This window comes from Ralstonia flatus, assembly GCF_958439105.1.
In the GTDB taxonomy this organism is placed as follows: Bacteria; Pseudomonadota; Gammaproteobacteria; order Burkholderiales; family Burkholderiaceae; genus Ralstonia; species Ralstonia flatus.
On the sequence record NZ_CAUDLI010000001.1, the window covers coordinates 33,983 to 49,988 of the forward strand.

Annotated in this window: 15 protein-coding genes; 6 read left to right on the top strand and 9 right to left on the bottom strand. The window is 63.0% G+C overall.

All coding sequences use genetic code 11. The features are described 5' to 3' along the window. Positions 1-52 precede the first annotated feature (52 nt). From pnp to R2676_RS00195, 3 genes are all read right to left on the bottom strand, one after another. Positions 53-2,227, bottom strand: a complete 2,175-nt coding sequence (pnp, locus tag R2676_RS00185) for a polyribonucleotide nucleotidyltransferase (protein WP_037027177.1) — start codon at positions 2,225-2,227, stop codon at positions 53-55. Between the two features lie 319 nt (positions 2,228-2,546). Beyond that, positions 2,547-2,816 carry a 30S ribosomal protein S15 gene (rpsO, locus tag R2676_RS00190; protein WP_012436069.1) on the bottom strand — a complete coding sequence of 90 codons (270 nt, stop codon included), beginning with the start codon at positions 2,814-2,816 and terminating at the stop codon, positions 2,547-2,549. A 161-nt stretch (positions 2,817-2,977) separates the two neighbouring features. Then, complete coding sequence (locus R2676_RS00195) at positions 2,978-4,234, bottom strand: branched-chain amino acid ABC transporter substrate-binding protein (RefSeq protein WP_206275284.1); 1,257 nt, start codon at positions 4,232-4,234, stop codon at positions 2,978-2,980. Between the two features lie 179 nt (positions 4,235-4,413). Here R2676_RS00195 and R2676_RS00200 point away from each other — a divergent pair, with 179 nt between their 5' ends. After that, entirely contained in the window at positions 4,414-4,866 is a 453-nt protein-coding gene (locus R2676_RS00200) for a hypothetical protein (protein ID WP_257878189.1), read from the top strand. A 244-nt stretch (positions 4,867-5,110) separates the two neighbouring features. On the opposite strand, the gene R2676_RS00205 is transcribed toward R2676_RS00200, so the two are convergent. From R2676_RS00205 to R2676_RS00230, 6 genes are all read right to left on the bottom strand, one after another. Further along, a complete protein-coding gene (locus tag R2676_RS00205; RefSeq protein WP_206275165.1) occupies positions 5,111-6,652 on the bottom strand; it encodes a 2-isopropylmalate synthase in 1,542 nt (513 codons plus the stop codon). A gap of 315 nt (positions 6,653-6,967) precedes the next feature. Beyond that, a complete protein-coding gene (gene pssA, locus R2676_RS00210) occupies positions 6,968-7,840 on the bottom strand; it encodes a CDP-diacylglycerol--serine O-phosphatidyltransferase (RefSeq protein ID WP_206275164.1) in 873 nt (290 codons plus the stop codon). A 13-nt stretch (positions 7,841-7,853) separates the two neighbouring features. Further along, positions 7,854-8,501: a phosphatidylserine decarboxylase gene (locus tag R2676_RS00215; RefSeq protein WP_004630830.1), complete on the bottom strand. Its 648-nt coding sequence runs from the start codon at positions 8,499-8,501 to the stop codon at positions 7,854-7,856. A 148-nt stretch (positions 8,502-8,649) separates the two neighbouring features. After that, positions 8,650-9,666 (bottom strand): ketol-acid reductoisomerase, encoded by a 1,017-nt coding sequence (gene ilvC, locus R2676_RS00220; protein WP_009241074.1) that lies wholly within the window; start codon positions 9,664-9,666, stop codon positions 8,650-8,652. A 75-nt stretch (positions 9,667-9,741) separates the two neighbouring features. Then, positions 9,742-10,233 (bottom strand): acetolactate synthase small subunit, encoded by a 492-nt coding sequence (gene ilvN, locus R2676_RS00225; RefSeq protein ID WP_027681022.1) that lies wholly within the window; start codon positions 10,231-10,233, stop codon positions 9,742-9,744. Further along, positions 10,233-11,990, bottom strand: coding sequence for an acetolactate synthase 3 catalytic subunit (locus R2676_RS00230; RefSeq protein WP_206275163.1), 1,758 nt, complete (start codon positions 11,988-11,990; stop codon positions 10,233-10,235). Before R2676_RS00230 ends, ilvN begins: the two co-directional genes overlap by 1 nt. A 359-nt stretch (positions 11,991-12,349) precedes the next feature. On the opposite strand from R2676_RS00230, the gene R2676_RS00235 reads away from it, so the two are divergent. The 5 genes from R2676_RS00235 (at position 12,350) to R2676_RS00255 (ending at position 15,878) form a co-directional block, all read left to right on the top strand. After that, positions 12,350-12,916: an RNA polymerase sigma factor gene (locus R2676_RS00235; protein WP_012762315.1), complete on the top strand. Its 567-nt coding sequence runs from the start codon at positions 12,350-12,352 to the stop codon at positions 12,914-12,916. Further along, positions 12,913-13,353, top strand: coding sequence for a DUF3619 family protein (locus R2676_RS00240; RefSeq protein WP_027681020.1), 441 nt, complete (start codon positions 12,913-12,915; stop codon positions 13,351-13,353). Before R2676_RS00235 ends, R2676_RS00240 begins: the two co-directional genes overlap by 4 nt. 11 nt (positions 13,354-13,364) lie before the next feature. After that, positions 13,365-14,210 carry a DUF3106 domain-containing protein gene (locus R2676_RS00245; protein WP_206275162.1) on the top strand — a complete coding sequence of 282 codons (846 nt, stop codon included), beginning with the start codon at positions 13,365-13,367 and terminating at the stop codon, positions 14,208-14,210. A gap of 96 nt (positions 14,211-14,306) precedes the next feature. Further along, positions 14,307-14,831 carry an RDD family protein gene (locus R2676_RS00250; protein WP_206275161.1) on the top strand — a complete coding sequence of 175 codons (525 nt, stop codon included), beginning with the start codon at positions 14,307-14,309 and terminating at the stop codon, positions 14,829-14,831. Between the two features lie 30 nt (positions 14,832-14,861). After that, complete coding sequence (locus R2676_RS00255) at positions 14,862-15,878, top strand: alpha/beta fold hydrolase (protein ID WP_206275160.1); 1,017 nt, start codon at positions 14,862-14,864, stop codon at positions 15,876-15,878. Positions 15,879-16,006: the final 128 nt, after the last annotated feature.

Below are 16,006 nucleotides of genomic sequence, written 5' to 3' on the forward strand. Positions count from 1 at the left end.
AAAAAAACGGCTGGACATCGTCCAGCCGTTTTTCTTGGCGAAAACCGCTCGCTTACTGCTGTTGTTGCTGCTGTTGCTGCGAGGCAGCGTCGCCAGCACCCGGGGCTTGCGGTGCAGCGGCAGGCACGTCGCCTTCTTCAGCCTTGGCAGCCTTGATCGACAGACGCATGCGGCCCTTCTCGTCGGTGCTCAGCAGCTTCACGCGCACGGCCTGGCCTTCCTTCACATAGTCGGAAACCTGGTTCACGCGCTCGTTGGCGATTTCCGAGATGTGCAGCAGACCGTCCTTGCCCGGCAGGATGTTCACGATCGCGCCGAAGTCCAGCAGCTTCAGAACCGTGCCGTTGTAGATCTTGCCCACTTCGGCCTCGGCCGTGATGCCTTCGATGCGACGCTTGGCTTCTGCCATGCCTTCCGACGAAGTCGACGCGATAGTGATCGTGCCGTCTTCCTGGATGTCGATCGTGCAGCCGGTTTCCTTGGTCAGCGCCTGGATGGTCGAACCGCCCTTGCCGATCACGTCGCGAATCTTCTCCGGATTGATCTTGACGGTGATCATGCGCGGGGCGTGCTCCGACAGCTCGGTGCGAGCGCCGCCCATGGCAGCCTGCATCTTGCCCAGGATGTGCAGACGGCCTTCCTTGGCTTGCGCCAGCGCCACCTGCATGATTTCCTTGGTGATGCCCTGCACCTTGATGTCCATCTGCAGCGCGGTGATACCAGCGTCGGTACCCGCCACCTTGAAGTCCATGTCGCCCAGGTGATCTTCGTCACCCAGAATGTCGGTCAGCACGGCGAACTTGTTGTCTTCCAGGATCAGGCCCATGGCCACGCCGGCCACGTGCGCCTTGAGGGGCACGCCAGCATCCATCAGTGCCAGCGAACCGCCGCACACCGAAGCCATCGACGACGAGCCGTTCGACTCGGTGATTTCCGACACCAGACGGATCGTGTAAGCGAATTCGTCGTCCTTCGGCAGCACCGGGATCAGCGCGCGCTTGGCCAGACGGCCGTGGCCGACTTCGCGGCGCTTCGGGCTGCCCACGCGACCGGTTTCGCCCGTGGCGAACGGCGGCATGTTGTAGTGGAGCATGAAGCGGTCACGGTACTCGCCTTGCAGCGCGTCGATGATCTGCTCGTCGCTCTTGGTGCCGAGCGTGGCCACCACCAGCGCTTGCGTTTCACCGCGCGTGAACAGAGCCGAGCCGTGGGCACGGGGCAGCACCGACGAACGGATCTCGATCGGGCGCACCGTGCGGGTGTCGCGGCCGTCGATACGCGGTTCGCCGTTCAGGATCTGACCGCGCACGATCTTCGATTCGAGTTCGAACAGGATGTTGTCGACTTCCACGCCGTCGGCTTCCACACCGGCTTCGGCCAGCTTGGTCGCAACCGACTTGTAGACTTCCTTCAGCTTCTGGCTGCGGGCCGACTTCTGGCGCAGTTGGTAAGCGGCTTGCAGATCGGCCAGGCCCAGCTCGGACACCTTGGCGACCAGCGCTTCGTTCTTCGGAGCAGCTTGCCAATCCCACTCGGGCTTACCGCCGTCGCGCACCAGTTCGTGGATCGCGTTGATGGCGATCTGCATCTGCTCGTGGCCGTACACCACGGCGCCCAGCATGACTTCTTCCGACAGCTGCTGCGCTTCGGACTCGACCATCAGCACGGCACGCTCGGTACCGGCCACAACCAGGTCCAGATCCGAATGCGCGAGTTGAGCGCGATTCGGGTTCAGCAGGTATTGACCATCCTTGTAACCCACGCGGGCAGCGCCCACCGGGCCGTTGAACGGCAGACCCGACACGGCCAGCGCAGCCGAAGCCGCCACCAGCGCCGGAATGTCAGCCGGCACTTCCGGGTTCATCGACAGCACGTGGATCACGACCTGGACTTCGTTGTAGAAGCCTTCCGGGAACAGCGGACGCAGCGGACGATCGATCAGACGCGAGGTCAGCGTTTCGTTTTCCGACGGACGGCCTTCGCGCTTGAAGAAGCCACCCGGGATCTTGCCGGCGGCGTAGGTCTTCTCGAGGTAATCGACGGTCAGCGGGAAGAAGTCCTGGCCCGGCTTCGGGTTCTTGGCGCCCACCACGGTGGCGAGCACGACGGTGTCGTCCATGTCGAGCAGCACAGCGCCGCTCGCCTGACGGGCGATCTCACCCGTCTCCATGCGGACCTTATGGCCGCCCCATTGGAATTCTTTGACGACCTTATTGAACATGGTCATAGCATCTCCTGTTCGGTATTCGCGGCGCGCTTCATTGCGCTTCACCGCGACAAACACGTTCCCGTAAGACGGTGCGGTTGCAGAGGTGTGTTTTATGCCATTCCAGCGCAGCGCTGGCATCAATGCCGCGTTGGAATGACACAAGGCCCTGCTTCCTGCCGCCCCCGGTCCTTGGCAGCCGCTTCATCTTGAACTGGCCGACTGCCATCACTCACCGGTTGCCCGGCGCGGCCACAAACGCAGCCGCCAAAAACAAAATGCCTGCATCAGCACGCTGACGCAGGCACTTTTCATCACGCGCAGTGCGTGATACCCACCATTACTTACGCAGACCCAGCTTCGCAACCAGGGCGGTGTAACGGTCAGCGTCCTTGCTCTTGAGGTAGTCCAGCAGACGGCGACGACGGCTCACCATGCGGAGCAGGCCGCGACGGCTGTGGTGATCCTTCATGTGCGCCTTGAAGTGCGGCTGCAGTTCGTTGATGCGAGCGGTCAGCAATGCAACTTGCACTTCCGGGCTACCCGTATCGTTGGCGCTGCGGCCGTTATCTTTGACGATGTCTTGCTTTTTGATGTCAGCGACGGACATTTTGATTCCTTTGACTTGCGGACACTGCAGCGCCTGAATAGCCGCCGTTGGTGCCGTGTTGAACAATGATCTTGCCGCCCCACCCGAGTCTGGACCTGGACAGCAAGACCGCGATTATAGCCTAGAACCCCACTCCAGCGACAGCCCCACCCTCGTTTCCGTCAATAGCGCGCCATCTTGCACGTCGTTGGGAGGGCTGCTTGAGCTTCCGGGATCACTTTCAACGTACGAAACCCGTAGCCGGAGCCCTCGATATCTAAAGGCGCACCGGGCGTGCCCGCACGCTCCATCTGCGTGACAACAAGGGGCTGGATGGCTTGATGATCCTCGGGCCGCAGCGTGATGCGGTGGAAGCCGTTGTCCAGAGAAGCGCCTTCCAGCGCACGTGCGACGGCGGCGGCTTCCGTGGTTCCCGCTTTCTTGATGGCCGCCGCCAGCATGTCGACCATCATCTGGTCACGCAGCAGCGGGTAGTCGTCGGCGGGGGCGGGATAGCGGGCGCGGAAGGCCTTGTAGAACGCGTCGGACTTGGCACCGCCCAAATTCGGATGCCATTCCGCAACCGCCACCACACGGCCAACGCCTGCGTCGCCCATCGCACCTGGCGCCCCCAGCGAGTTGCCATAGAACGTAAAGAACCGCGCCTTCAGTCCGGCATCCCGCGCGGCCTTGACGAGCAGCGTCAGATCATTACCCCAGTTGCCGGTGATGACCGTATCCGCACCGGACGCGGCAATGCGCGCCACGTACGGCGCAAAATCCTTCACCTTGCCGATGGGGTGCAACACCTCACCAACAATTGCGACGTCTGGCCGCTTCTCGCTCAACTGCTGCCGCGCCAGTTGCGCCACCTGGCGGCCGAACGTGTAGTCCTGCCCGATCAGGTAGACCCTTTTGACGGCCTTGTCCGCGCGAATCACTTCCGTGAGCGCGTGCATGCGCATGTCGGCCGATGCGTCAAAGCGGAAATGCCAGAAGCTGCATGCTTCGTTGGTCAGCGCAGGATCGACGGCGGCGTAGTTCAGGAAGAGCACGCGCGCGTCCGGATGACGTTCGTTGTAGCGCGAGATCGACGTCGACAACGCTGCCGCTGCCGCCGAACTGTTGCCCTGCAGCACAAAGCGGATACCGGCATCGGTAGCGGCTTGCAACTGCAGCAACGACACATCAACCGTGTTCTTGCTATCAAAGCGCACGAGCGCAAGCGGATGGCTGCCATCGGGCAACTTCACACCACCGCGCGCATTCACACCTTCGATGGCCATGCGCAGATTGCGCTCGACTGCTTCGCCCGCGTTGGCAAACGGGCCTGAAAGACCTTCAATCAGCGCCAACCGGATCGGCGCAGCTTCGGGCTGGGCACCCGCCGCCCCACACAACCCCACGGCCGCCAGCGCGGCCACAAACCAACGACACATCATGGCAAATCTCCGTGAAGCGCGGATGGTAAAGCGCCGCCGCGTGTCGACACAAGCCAGCGTAAATTGCACGCCCGCCTACACTAAAGCCATCGGGAGGACCCATTGTGAACATTCGATCGACATGGCGGTGCGCGGCGCTGCTCGCCGCAGCGCTGGCTTCAATAAGCGCGTGTACCGTGTTGGCGCCCGTACAAACGGGCGAAGCACTGGTCGGCCAACCCGCTTCTGCCGTGGAAGCACGATTTGGCACACCACCGGAACGGTATCCGCACGCCGGGGGCGGCACGCGCTGGCTCTATCCGACGCAGCCCTACGGGCAATTCACTTATGCCGCCGATTTCGATGCGAGCGGCAAGCTCGTCTCGTTCCGGCAGATTCTGACCACGATGGATTTTGCACAGGTCCGCGTCGGCACGGCGACGCAAAACGATGTGCTGCAGACGTTCGGCAAGCCCGAAGAAACCGCGTATTTCCGGCTGATGGATCGGCAGGTTTGGTCCTACCGTTTCAAGCATGAAGGCGTGTGGCCCTCGCTGATGCACTTCTATTTCGACCGCGACGGCATCGTGCGGCTCACGCAGGTCAGCCCCGACCCGATGTACGACCACGATCACGATTCCAGCCGCTAAGTCCGCGTCAAAAGCCAGAACGGCAACATCCACGCGAGGCGTATCGCCTGGCGTGGACGCTCGGGTCGGCCATGTCGTGGATCGCACAGACATCGCTCTCAAAGGCGGCCGGCATGGTGCACGCTCCTGACGTGCCCGGTGCCGCCGCACCCGCTTCGCGTTCCGGTGGATAACCGGGTGCGCGCTCAGTGGTGATCGTGTTGGGGTCTGGGCTGACTCCTGCGTGTGTTGATGAAACCCGCGATCAGATCTGCGGGTTAAGTTTTTCGCTGCTCTTGTCCTGGAGCTTGTTCAGCGCGGCAAGGTACGCCTTGGCCGAAGCCGCAACGATGTCCGGATCGGTGCCCACGCCGTTGACGATGCGGCCCGACTTGGACAGCCGCACCGTCACCTCGCCCTGCGCCTGCGTGCCCGTCGTGATCGCGTTGACGGAATACAGCAGTTGCTCTGCGCCGCTGGCGACCTTGCTCTCAATCGCATTCAGCGTGGCGTCGACCGGGCCGTTGCCCTCCGCTTCGCCCGTCACTTCCTTGCCGTCTGCCACGAAGACGATGCGTGCATGCGGCCGCTCGCCGGTTTCCGAGCGCTGGGCAAGCGACACGAAACGGAAGTGCTCGCCCTCGCTGTGCTGCGCCTCGTTGGAAACGATGGCGACGATGTCTTCGTCGAAGATCTCGGCCTTCTGGTCGGCAAGCTCCTTGAAGCGCGTGAAGGCGGCGTTCAGTTCGGCCTCGGAATCCAGCTCGATGCCCAGTTCCTGCAGACGCTGCTTGAACGCGTTGCGGCCCGAAAGTTTGCCGAGGACGATCTTGTTGGCCGTCCAGCCCACGTCTTCGGCCCGCATGATTTCGTACGTGTCGCGCGCCTTCAGCACGCCATCCTGGTGGATGCCCGAAGCATGTGCGAAAGCGTTGGCACCAACGACCGCCTTGTTCGGCTGCACGACGAAACCGGTGATTTGCGAGACCAGCTTGGACGCCGGCACGATCTGCGAGGTGTCGACACCCACGTCGAGATTGAAATAGTCGCGACGGGTCTTCACGGCCATCACGACCTCTTCGAGGCTGGTGTTGCCGGCGCGCTCGCCCAGGCCGTTGATCGTGCACTCGATCTGGCGTGCGCCGCCCAACTGGACAGCGGTCAGCGAGTTGGCAACGGCCATGCCCAGATCGTCATGACAATGCACTGACCAGATCGCCTTATCGGAATTGGGAACGCGCTCACGCACCGAGCGGATCAGCGCGGCGTAGCCTTCCGGCACCGCATAGCCCACCGTATCCGGCAGGTTGATGGTGGTCGCGCCTTCGGCAATCACGCCTTCCAGCACACGGCAGAGGAAATCCATATCCGAGCGGCTGCCGTCTTCCGGCGAGAACTCGATGTCGTCGGTGAACTGGCGCGCGAAGCGCACCGCCAGGCGCGCCTGCTCGTACACCTGGTCCGGCGACATGCGCAGCTTCTTTTCCATGTGCAGCGCCGATGTGGCGATGAAGGTGTGGATGCGAAACTGCCCCGCCGGCTTGAGCGCCTCGGCAGCGCGGGAAATGTCGCGGTCATTCGCACGGGCCAGCGAGCAAATCCGCGAATCCTTGACCGACTGCGCAATCGCGCGGATCGCTTCAAAGTCACCATTGGAGCTGGCCGCGAAGCCGGCTTCGATCACGTCCACCCTGAGCCGCTCGAGCTGCTTGGCGATGCGGATCTTCTCTTCCTTGGTCATCGACGCCCCGGGGGACTGCTCGCCGTCGCGCAAGGTGGTATCGAAAATGATGAGTTTGTCGCTCATGGCGGCTCCTTGGTGGGGTGACGTTTTTGGCGTCGGTCTCAGTGGTGTTTTGGATGGTTTCTTGCGGCGCAGAATGCAAAACGCCCCGGCGTGCATGGTTGCAGGCCGGGGCGCTGTGAATTCTGGTTCGCGAAAACTTGGCGGTTTCTGTTTGCCTTGTCTTGCGATTTCCTATGCACGTGTCCCGACCTGACGACCTAGTAGGCCATCAATCGAGACTAGCGTAATCAGAATGGAAATCGGGCGCGAAAGCATGCGAACGACTATAGACGAATTCAAAAATTGACGCAAGCGCACACTGATGAAGCGCATGGGTCACTCATGCGTGTCATCTGGCGCCTGCTTCGGCAGGCGCGGGCTACCCTGCTGCCCATGCAGCGCGCGCCAGCCCCAAAGCAGGTAGCCCGAGACTGCGTAACCAACAAACAGGCCAAACAACGCCACCGGCGGATCGCTCGATATCACGACAAACAACACAAGCACGAGCACCATCACGCCGAATGGCACACGGTGGCGAACATCCAGCGCTTTGCCGCTGTAGAACGGCGCGTTCGACACCATCGACAGCCCGGCATACAACGTCAGCCCGAAGGCGACCCACGGCATCCACAGCTCTTTGACGGGCAACTTGTTGTCGATCGCCAGCCAGACAAATCCGGCGATGAGCGCGGCCGCGGCCGGGCTCGGCATGCCCTGGAAGAAGCGCTTGTCGACCGACCCGATGTTCGTGTTGAAACGCGCCAGACGCAGTGCTGCGCCGGCGCAATACACGAACGCCGCGAGCCAGCCCCACTTGCCCAGGTCGCGCAGAATCCATTCGTACATGACCAATGCGGGCGCCACGCCAAAGGAAACCATGTCCGACAGCGAATCGTATTGCTCGCCGAACGCACTTTGCGTGTTGGTGATGCGGGCGACGCGGCCGTCCATGCCATCGAGCACCATCGCCGCGAAGATGGCGATGGCAGCCGTCTCGAAGTTCAGGTTCATCGCCTGCACAATGGCGAAGAAGCCGGCGAACAGCGCAGCCGTCGTAAACGCGTTGGGCAGCAGATAGATGCCGCGGCGGCGCGGACGCACGATCTCAAGATCCTCGTCATCCGGCCTCGGCTGGTTGTGCCGCAGCGGACGCAGATGCGTCACGTTGCCGGCGGTAAAACGCTTCTTGCGTCGGTTGAACGCGGGCATGGCGGCCTCCGGATCAGTCCAGCTCAGCAAGCACCGTGAGCGTGGCGGACACCTTCTCGCCAATGGTCACGCGGGGGCGTGCCGTCAGCGGCAGATACACGTCAACGCGCGAGCCAAAGCGGATGAAGCCATAGCGCTGGCCCCGCGTGAGCACTTCCCCTGCCTTGGTATAGCAAAGGATGCGCCGCGCGATCAATCCGGCCACCTGCACCGAAGTGACGAGCTGGCCATCAGCGCGGCGCAGCACGATGGCGTTGCGCTCATTTTCGAGCGACGCCTTGTCCAGGTCGGCATTGACGAACTTGCCCGGGAAGTACTGCACCTGCTGCACCGTGCCATCGACCGGTGCGCGGTTCGAGTGCACGTTGAACACGTTCATGAACACGCTGATCTTCAGCGAGTCGCGATCCGCATACGGGTCACGCACCTGCTCGACTGCGACGATGCGGCCGTCGGCCGGCGAAAGAATCGCATTGGCCTGCGTTGGCACGGCGCGCGCCGGATCGCGGAAAAACTGCAGGACAAACAGCGTCAGCACCCAGAACGGCCAGGCCCAGCCGAAGCCGGCGGCAGCCTGCACAATGAGCGTGACGATGAAGATCCCGCCCAGGTACGGCCAACCCTCGCGGGCGATGATGGGGTGCGGATACGTGTTGTTCAAATCAGACCTCGACAGCGTCTTGAAGGAAATGCGGCATTCTAGCCGACACGGGGCCGCGCCAGCACTTGAAACAATATCTAGCGCCCTGGAATCAGCATAAAAAAAAAGCCAGCCCGAAGGCTGGCTTTCTGGCACAAGATGCGTCCGATCAGTTCTTCGACTGGTCGACCAGCTTGTTCTTGGCGATCCACGGCATCATCGCACGCAGCTTGGCGCCAACTTGCTCGATCTGGTGCTCTTCGGTCAGGCGGCGGCGCGAGATCAGCGTCGGCTGGCCCGCCTTGTACTCCAGCAGGAAGCTCTTGGCGTATTCGCCGGTCTGGATGTCCTTCAGGCACTGCTTCATGGCCTTCTTGGTCTCTTCCGTCACGACGCGCGGGCCGGTGACGTACTCGCCGTATTCGGCGTTGTTCGAGATCGAGTAGTTCATGTTGGCGATGCCGCCTTCATAGATCAGGTCGACGATCAGCTTCAGCTCGTGCAGGCACTCGAAGTAAGCCATTTCCGGAGCGTAACCGGCTTCCACCAGCGTCTCGAAACCAGCCTTGATCAGTTCGACGGTACCGCCGCACAGCACGGCTTGTTCGCCGAACAGGTCGGTTTCGGTTTCTTCGCGGAAGTTCGTCTCGATGATGCCGGCACGGCCGCCGCCGTTGGCGGTGGCGTACGACAGAGCGATATCACGTGCGGCGCCCGACTTGTCCTGGTGCACGGCGATCAGGTGCGGCACGCCGCCACCTTGCGTGTACGTGCCGCGCACGGTGTGACCCGGCGCCTTCGGGGCGATCATGATGACGTCCAGGTCAGCACGCGGGATCACGGCACCGTAGTGCACGTTGAAGCCGTGGGCGAATGCCAGTGCGGCGCCTTGCTTGATGTTGTTGTGCACTTCGTTCTTGTACACATCGGCGATCTGCTCGTCCGGCAGCAGGATCATGACAACGTCGGCTTCCTTCACCGCCTCGGCCACTTCCTTGACCTGCAGGCCGGCGTTGACGGCCTTGTTCCACGACGCGCCATTCTTGCGCAGACCGACCGTCACCTTCACGCCCGAGTCGTTCAGGTTCAGGGCGTGGGCGTGGCCTTGCGAGCCATAGCCAACGATGGTGACGTTCTTGCCCTTGATCAGGGAGAGGTCGGCGTCCTTGTCGTAAAACACTTTCATGTTGATGTCCTAATTTTCAAATACTTCGATATCGATGGGATCCGGCCGCAGTTGCACGCTGGTGCACGCGCCGGTTCAAACCTTCAGAATGCGCTCGCCGCGGCCGATGCCCGAGCCGCCTGTGCGAACGGTCTCGAGAATGGCAGTGCGATCGATGGCATCGAGAAACGCGTCGAGCTTGCTGCCGTTGCCGGTCAGCTCGATCGTGTAGGTCTTCTCGGTCACGTCGATGATGCGACCGCGGAAGATGTCCGCGGTGCGTTTCATCTCCTCGCGCTCCTTGCCGACCGCGCGCACCTTCACGAGCATCAGCTCGCGCTCGATGTGCGCACCTTCGGTCAGGTCGACGACCTTGACGACTTCCACCAGGCGGTTCAGGTGCTTGGTGATCTGTTCGATGATGTCGTCCGAACCAGTCGTGACGATCGTCATGCGTGACAGCGAGGGGTCTTCGGTCGGCGCGACCGTCAGCGTCTCGATGTTGTAGCCACGCGCCGAGAACAGGCCCACCACGCGCGACAGCGCGCCCGGTTCGTTTTCGAGCAGGACAGAAATGATGTGGCGCATTACAGATCCTCCGCGCCGAGCAGCATTTCAGAAATTCCCTTGCCCGCCTGGACCATTGGCCAGACGTTTTCAGTCGGGTCGGTCTGGAAGTCGAGGAACACGGTGCGATCCTTGAGTCGGAAAGCCTCGCGCAGTGCGGGCTCGACGTCAGAGGTCTTCTCGATGCGCATGCCGACGTGGCCATACGATTCGGCCAGCTTCACGAAGTCGGGTAGCGCCTGCATGTAGGAATGCGAGTAGCGGTTGTCGTACTCGATTTCCTGCCACTGGCGGACCATGCCGAGGTAACCGTTGTTGAGCGAGCAGATCTTCACGGGCGTGTCGTACTGCAGGCAGGTCGACAGTTCCTGGATGCACATCTGGATCGAGCCCTCACCCGTAATGGTGACGACTTCCTTGTCCGGGAACGCCTTCTTGATACCCATCGCGTACGGCAGGCCGACACCCATCGTGCCCAGACCGCCGGAGTTGATCCAGCGGCGCGGCTCGTTGAACTTGTAGAACTGCGCGGCCCACATCTGATGCTGACCGACGTCGGAGCAGATGAAAGCGTCGCCATTGGTCAGTTCCCAGATCTTCTCGACCACGTATTGCGGCTTGATGATCTCGGAGTTGCGGTCGTACTTCAGGCAGTCGACGCTGCGCCACTGTTCGATCTGCTCCCACCACTTGGCCAGCGCCGTCTTATTCGGCTTGGCTTCGCCAGACTGGATCTGGGCGATCATCTCCTGCAGCACGTCCTTGACGTTGCCGACGATGGGGATGTCGACCTTCACCCGCTTCGAAATGGAAGACGGATCGATGTCGATGTGGATGATCTTGCGGGGCTGCGAGGTGAAGTGCGCCGGGCTGCCGATCACGCGGTCATCGAATCGCGCGCCGATGGCAATGAGAACGTCGCAGTTCTGCATCGCCATGTTGGCTTCGTACGTGCCGTGCATGCCGAGCATGCCCACGAACTGCTTGCTGGTGCCCGGGAATGCACCCAGGCCCATCAGCGTGTTCGTCACGGGGTAACCGGTCAGCGCAGCCAGCTGGCGCAGCTCTTCGCTGGCCTCGGCGAGCACCACGCCGCCACCCGAATAGATATACGGACGCTCCGCCTGCAGCAGCAGGCTCACTGCCTTGCGGATCTGCCCCGAATGGCCCTTGTTGACGGGGCTGTACGAGCGCATCTCGATGGTCTTCGGGTACTCGTACTTGCAGAGTTCGCGCGAGACATCCTTCGGGATATCCACCACGACCGGACCCGGACGGCCCGTTGCGGCGATGTAGAACGCCTTCTTGATGGTCGAGGCGAGGTTGCGGACGTCCTTGACCAGGAAGTTGTGCTTGACGATCGGGCGGGTAATGCCGACGGTGTCGCACTCCTGGAAGGCATCCTGACCGATGGCGTGCGTCGGCACGTTACCGGTGATGATCACCATCGGGATCGAATCCAGGTAGGCGGTGGCGATGCCGGTCACGGCATTGGTCACGCCCGGGCCGGACGTCACGAGGGCGACACCGACCTTGCCCGTGGCGCGCGCATAGCCGTCAGCCGCATGGACTGCCGCCTGTTCATGGCGCACCAGGATGTGTTCGATCTTGTTTTGCTTGTAGAACGCGTCGTAGATATAGAGCACCGCGCCGCCGGGGTAACCCCAGACGAACTCGACGCCCTCTGCCGCGAGCGCATTGACGAGGATGTCAGCCCCCATCATGTCGGCAGATGAACCGCTATTGGCGTGGGAAAATTCCGCGCTTGGCATATTCATGTCAGTCCTTTGCAATTTTCGGCAAAAAATTGTTTGGATGCTCTCTACCGGGCTTGTGGCGCGGATTTGAGCGGTGCGCGTCTGCATGGATGGTCCGCCTGATGGGCGTCCAGATGAGACAAACCACAGATGTTGTGAACCGGGGATGATACTGCAATGCCGCATAGCGGTCCAGCGCCGGTGCGATTCTCCAAAGCCAGCGGTCCGCCAGACAGTCGGACTGTCCGCGGAGCCGCATTTTTGCTAGCATCGCAACATTTTTCACGGCCAAGGCCGTTGACGCCACGCGGCGTGATCATCACATCTTGAGAATGTGAATTTTCGCGCGGCTGCCTCACAGGATTCGCACCCGCCGTTGTATGGCCTCTGAACAGGAACTGTCGGCCTTTCTCCTAAGCGTCGAGAAACGCGCCTTCAAGCAGGCGGTCTTCGCGGTGCGCGACGACGACGCCGCGCTCGATATCGTGCAGGACGCCATGATCAAGCTGGCCGAGAAATACGGCGACAAGCCGGGGGCCGAACTCCCCCTGCTCTTCCAGCGCATTCTGCAGAACACGATTCACGACTGGTTTCGCCGCTCCAAGGTGCGCAACACGTGGGTGAGCCTGTTCTCCAGCTTCCGCACGGACGCCGAGGGCGACGACACCGACCCGCTGGAACTGATCGAAAGCGAAGCCGGCACCACTGCGGCGGAAAGCAGCGCCGACAAGGTCGAGCGCTCGCAAATGCTGGAAATCCTGGAACGCGAAATCGAGAAACTCCCCACGCGTCAACGGGAGGCCTTCCTGATGCGTTACTGGGAGGACATGGATGTTGCCGAGACAGCCCAGGCGATGGGCTGTTCCGAGGGCAGTGTAAAGACGCACTGCTCGCGGGCGACACACGCCCTGGCCCAAGCGCTGCGGGCGCGAGGGATCCGACTATGAACAAGGTAGAACTTCGAGAACGCCGTTTTGTGCATGCCGTCCGAACCGCTCTGAACGAGTCGGCAGGACAGTTGCCGCCCGACGTGCGCGACCGCCTCGCAGCGGCGCGCCGGACGGCGCTTGCGCACAAGAAAGCGGAAGTGCCGAGCACGGTGCGCTCGCCTGCCTTGGCAATGCCGGGCCTCGGCTCGGTGTCCTTCGACACGGAAGGCGAAGCACCGTCGCCGCTGCAGCGCGCCGCCGCAGTCCTGCGCCGCCTCGGCCTGCTGTGGCCGACCATCGCGCTGGTGGCGGGGCTCGCGGGCATCTATCAGTGGCAGCAGCAGCAACGCGTCGACGAACTCGCGGAGGTCGATGCCGCAATGCTGCTCGACGATCTGCCGCTGGCCGCTTACGCCGATCAAGGCTTCCATCAGTACCTCAAGCACGATCAGTGAAAGGCTGATCGATGAGCAACTTCCAGCACACCCACGGCCAACCACCGCGAGGCGAACGGACGCTGCGCCTGCGCGCCGGCATCGTTGCCTTGATCGGCGCGATCGGCCTGACGGCGGGGCTTGCGATCGCGCAGGTTCCGGCCGCTTCGGCGCCTGCCGTAGCACCCGGCGTGACAGTCAACGCGCCGGTCGATCTACCGACGCCGCCCGCCACCAATCCCCTGCCGGCCGTTCACCCGAACTGGGGCGAGCTGACCATCGTCCAGCAGCGCATCTTCGCGCCTCTGGCGCCGGAGTGGAATGGCCTGCCGGAATTGGCCCGCAAGAAGTGGCTGCAGATTGCCCAGGCGTATCCGAAATACACGCCCGCCCAGCAGCAGCGCCTGCAAACGCGCATGGCGGATTGGGTCAAGCTCACACCGGAACAGCGCCACCGCGCGCGCGAAAATTTTCAGACCACCAAGTCGCTTCCTGTGCAGAAGAAGAGCGAGGCGTGGCAAAGCTATCAGCAGTTGACGGAAGAGCAGAAAAAAGCACTGGCTGCCGCGGCAAAGGCGCAAAAGCACCCGTCTGCCGTCACAGCGCTTCCGGGCGGCACAGGCCTGGCGAAGGACGCTGCCAAGTCGCTCCACCACGGTGCGCGCACCAAGCCTGGCACCACGAAATCGGTGCCGACGAACAAGGCGACCGCCACGGCATCCGCGCCGGCTGCAACACCCGCAGCACCACCCGCTGCTGCCGCAGCGGCACCTGCACCGGCAAGCACGCCGACGGTGCCCGCGCATCCCGCGGCACCGCCTGCGACCACGGGTGGAGACTCGGGCAACCCGCCACCCTCGACGGTGCTGGGCGGCTGAAACCCGCACACCCTTTGGCATAATCCGAACTACGTGCCGCGCGACCTCCGCGCGGGCACACGATGGACTGCGCTCCCTGCGCTCACACTCTGTTCGATGGCCACCTCCGCTTCTTCGACTTCACCGGTCGCGACGCCTGATCCGCTCGCAGCACCCACGCTGCGTCGCCGTCTTGCCGCCATGCTGTACGAAGGCCTGCTGCTGTTTGGCGTGATGTTTGGCGCAACGGCTGTCTTCCTGCTGCTGCGCCTGATCGTCCCACCCCTTGCCCGGACCGGCGCTGCGGGACTGCAGGTGTGGGGCTTTCTGGCGCTGGGCCTGTACTTCGTGTGGTTCTGGCGCAAGCGCGGCCAAACGCTAGCGATGCAGACATGGCGCATGCGCGTGGTCAACGCCGACGGGTCGCGTATTTCGCTGGGCCGTGCCGTTGTGCGCTATCTGCTGGCGTGGGTGTGGGTGGCCGCAGCAGTTGGCGTAATTCACCTGAGCGGCGCGTCGCGCTGGGCCGGTGCCGGTGTCGCTCTCGCATGCCTGCTGGCTTGGGGCGCGCTGGCGTGGTTCGATCCGCAGCGCCAGTTCCTGCATGATCGCCTGGCCGGCACGCGGCTGGTGCGCGACTGATTGGCTTCACACGCGGCGGCGACCTCCACCATGACGCGCGCCGATCTGCCGACTTCCACCGTTCCCTTCGCCTTCCTGACCGCTGCCACCGCGCGTCGCATTGCGGTGGGGCTGCAGTGCGCGGCAACGCTGGCGGTTGGCTGGGCGGCACATCGGTGGGGCGGATGGAGTTGGCCGGCCGCAGGTGTGCTCGCGGGCGTAGCGTTGGTGCTCGGGTATCTCGTTTCGATCGGATGGGCGTTCCTGGTGTCGCTGAAGAGCCTGGGCACGGCGGTTCCGGACGACCCCATGTGGGACCGCATGCCCGTGCCGCGCGAACAGCGCATCGGCATCGCCAGCTTTATCGCGTGTTGGTTGCGCGAGTGCGTCTCCGTCGCGTGGATGTTCAACGTGCTGCAACCGTTCCAGGCGCATGCCGCGTTCGATGCGCCCGCCGATGACGGCAAGCGCGTGCCGGTGCTGATGATTCACGGCTATGGCTGCAATCGTGCGGTGTGGCTGCCGATGCAGCGTCATGTGGCCGCCGCCGGGCATCCGACCGACGCCATCGACCTCATGCCGTTGCTGGGCGACATCGACGAATACGCCCGGGACATTGCTGCTGCCGTCGCGCGACTGACGCGCACGCACGGCCGCGCGCCCGTCTTGCTCTGCCACAGCATGGGCGGGCTCGCCGCACGAGCGCTGCTGCGCCAAGTGCAGCCCTGCCCCGTCGCGCATGTCATCACGCTCGGCACGCCACATCGGGGCACAGCAATGGCGCGTACAGGGCGTGGCCGCAACGTCCGTCAGATGGCGTGGGCGAGCCCATGGCTGCGCCAACTTGCGGCGTCTGAAACGCCGGCCGTTCGCTCGCGCATCACCTCCATTTTTTCGTGGCACGACTCCATCGTAGGGCCGCCCGGTGCGTCTTGGCTGGAAGGCGCGCGGCACGTTCCATTCGCGGGCGTTGGCCATGTGTCGCTGCTATGCGACGCACGCGTGCGCGATGCGGTGCTGGCAGAACTCGCACGAATTGACGGCATCTCGGCGACAGCGTCTGCTTGAAACGCGCGCTGGGCGCAGTTCTTCGGCGCACGCCTCTCTCTTTCTCGGCAACTGCGTCATGTGACGGTCATGTTTCTGACACGGCTTCTTCATGCGGCGATGGCGAAATCCGTCCAACGCAGCCTCTG

Excerpts from the sequence above, each read along its gene's own strand:
- pnp (WP_037027177.1), bottom strand. The coding sequence starts at position 2,227 with ATGACCATGTTCAATAAGGTCGTCAAAGAATTCCAATGGGGCGGCCAT.
- rpsO (WP_012436069.1), bottom strand. The coding sequence starts at position 2,816 with ATGTCCGTCGCTGACATCAAAAAGCAAGACATCGTCAAAGATAACGGC.
- R2676_RS00195 (WP_206275284.1), bottom strand. The coding sequence starts at position 4,234 with ATGTGTCGTTGGTTTGTGGCCGCGCTGGCGGCCGTGGGGTTGTGTGGG.
- R2676_RS00205 (WP_206275165.1), bottom strand. The coding sequence starts at position 6,652 with ATGAGCGACAAACTCATCATTTTCGATACCACCTTGCGCGACGGCGAG.
- pssA (WP_206275164.1), bottom strand. The coding sequence starts at position 7,840 with ATGCCCGCGTTCAACCGACGCAAGAAGCGTTTTACCGCCGGCAACGTG.
- ilvC (WP_009241074.1), bottom strand. The coding sequence starts at position 9,666 with ATGAAAGTGTTTTACGACAAGGACGCCGACCTCTCCCTGATCAAGGGC.
- ilvN (WP_027681022.1), bottom strand. The coding sequence starts at position 10,233 with ATGCGCCACATCATTTCTGTCCTGCTCGAAAACGAACCGGGCGCGCTG.
- R2676_RS00230 (WP_206275163.1), bottom strand. The coding sequence starts at position 11,990 with ATGAATATGCCAAGCGCGGAATTTTCCCACGCCAATAGCGGTTCATCT.
- R2676_RS00235 (WP_012762315.1), top strand. The coding sequence starts at position 12,350 with ATGGCCTCTGAACAGGAACTGTCGGCCTTTCTCCTAAGCGTCGAGAAA.
- R2676_RS00240 (WP_027681020.1), top strand. The coding sequence starts at position 12,913 with ATGAACAAGGTAGAACTTCGAGAACGCCGTTTTGTGCATGCCGTCCGA.
- R2676_RS00245 (WP_206275162.1), top strand. The coding sequence starts at position 13,365 with ATGAGCAACTTCCAGCACACCCACGGCCAACCACCGCGAGGCGAACGG.
- R2676_RS00250 (WP_206275161.1), top strand. The coding sequence starts at position 14,307 with ATGGCCACCTCCGCTTCTTCGACTTCACCGGTCGCGACGCCTGATCCG.
- R2676_RS00255 (WP_206275160.1), top strand. The coding sequence starts at position 14,862 with ATGACGCGCGCCGATCTGCCGACTTCCACCGTTCCCTTCGCCTTCCTG.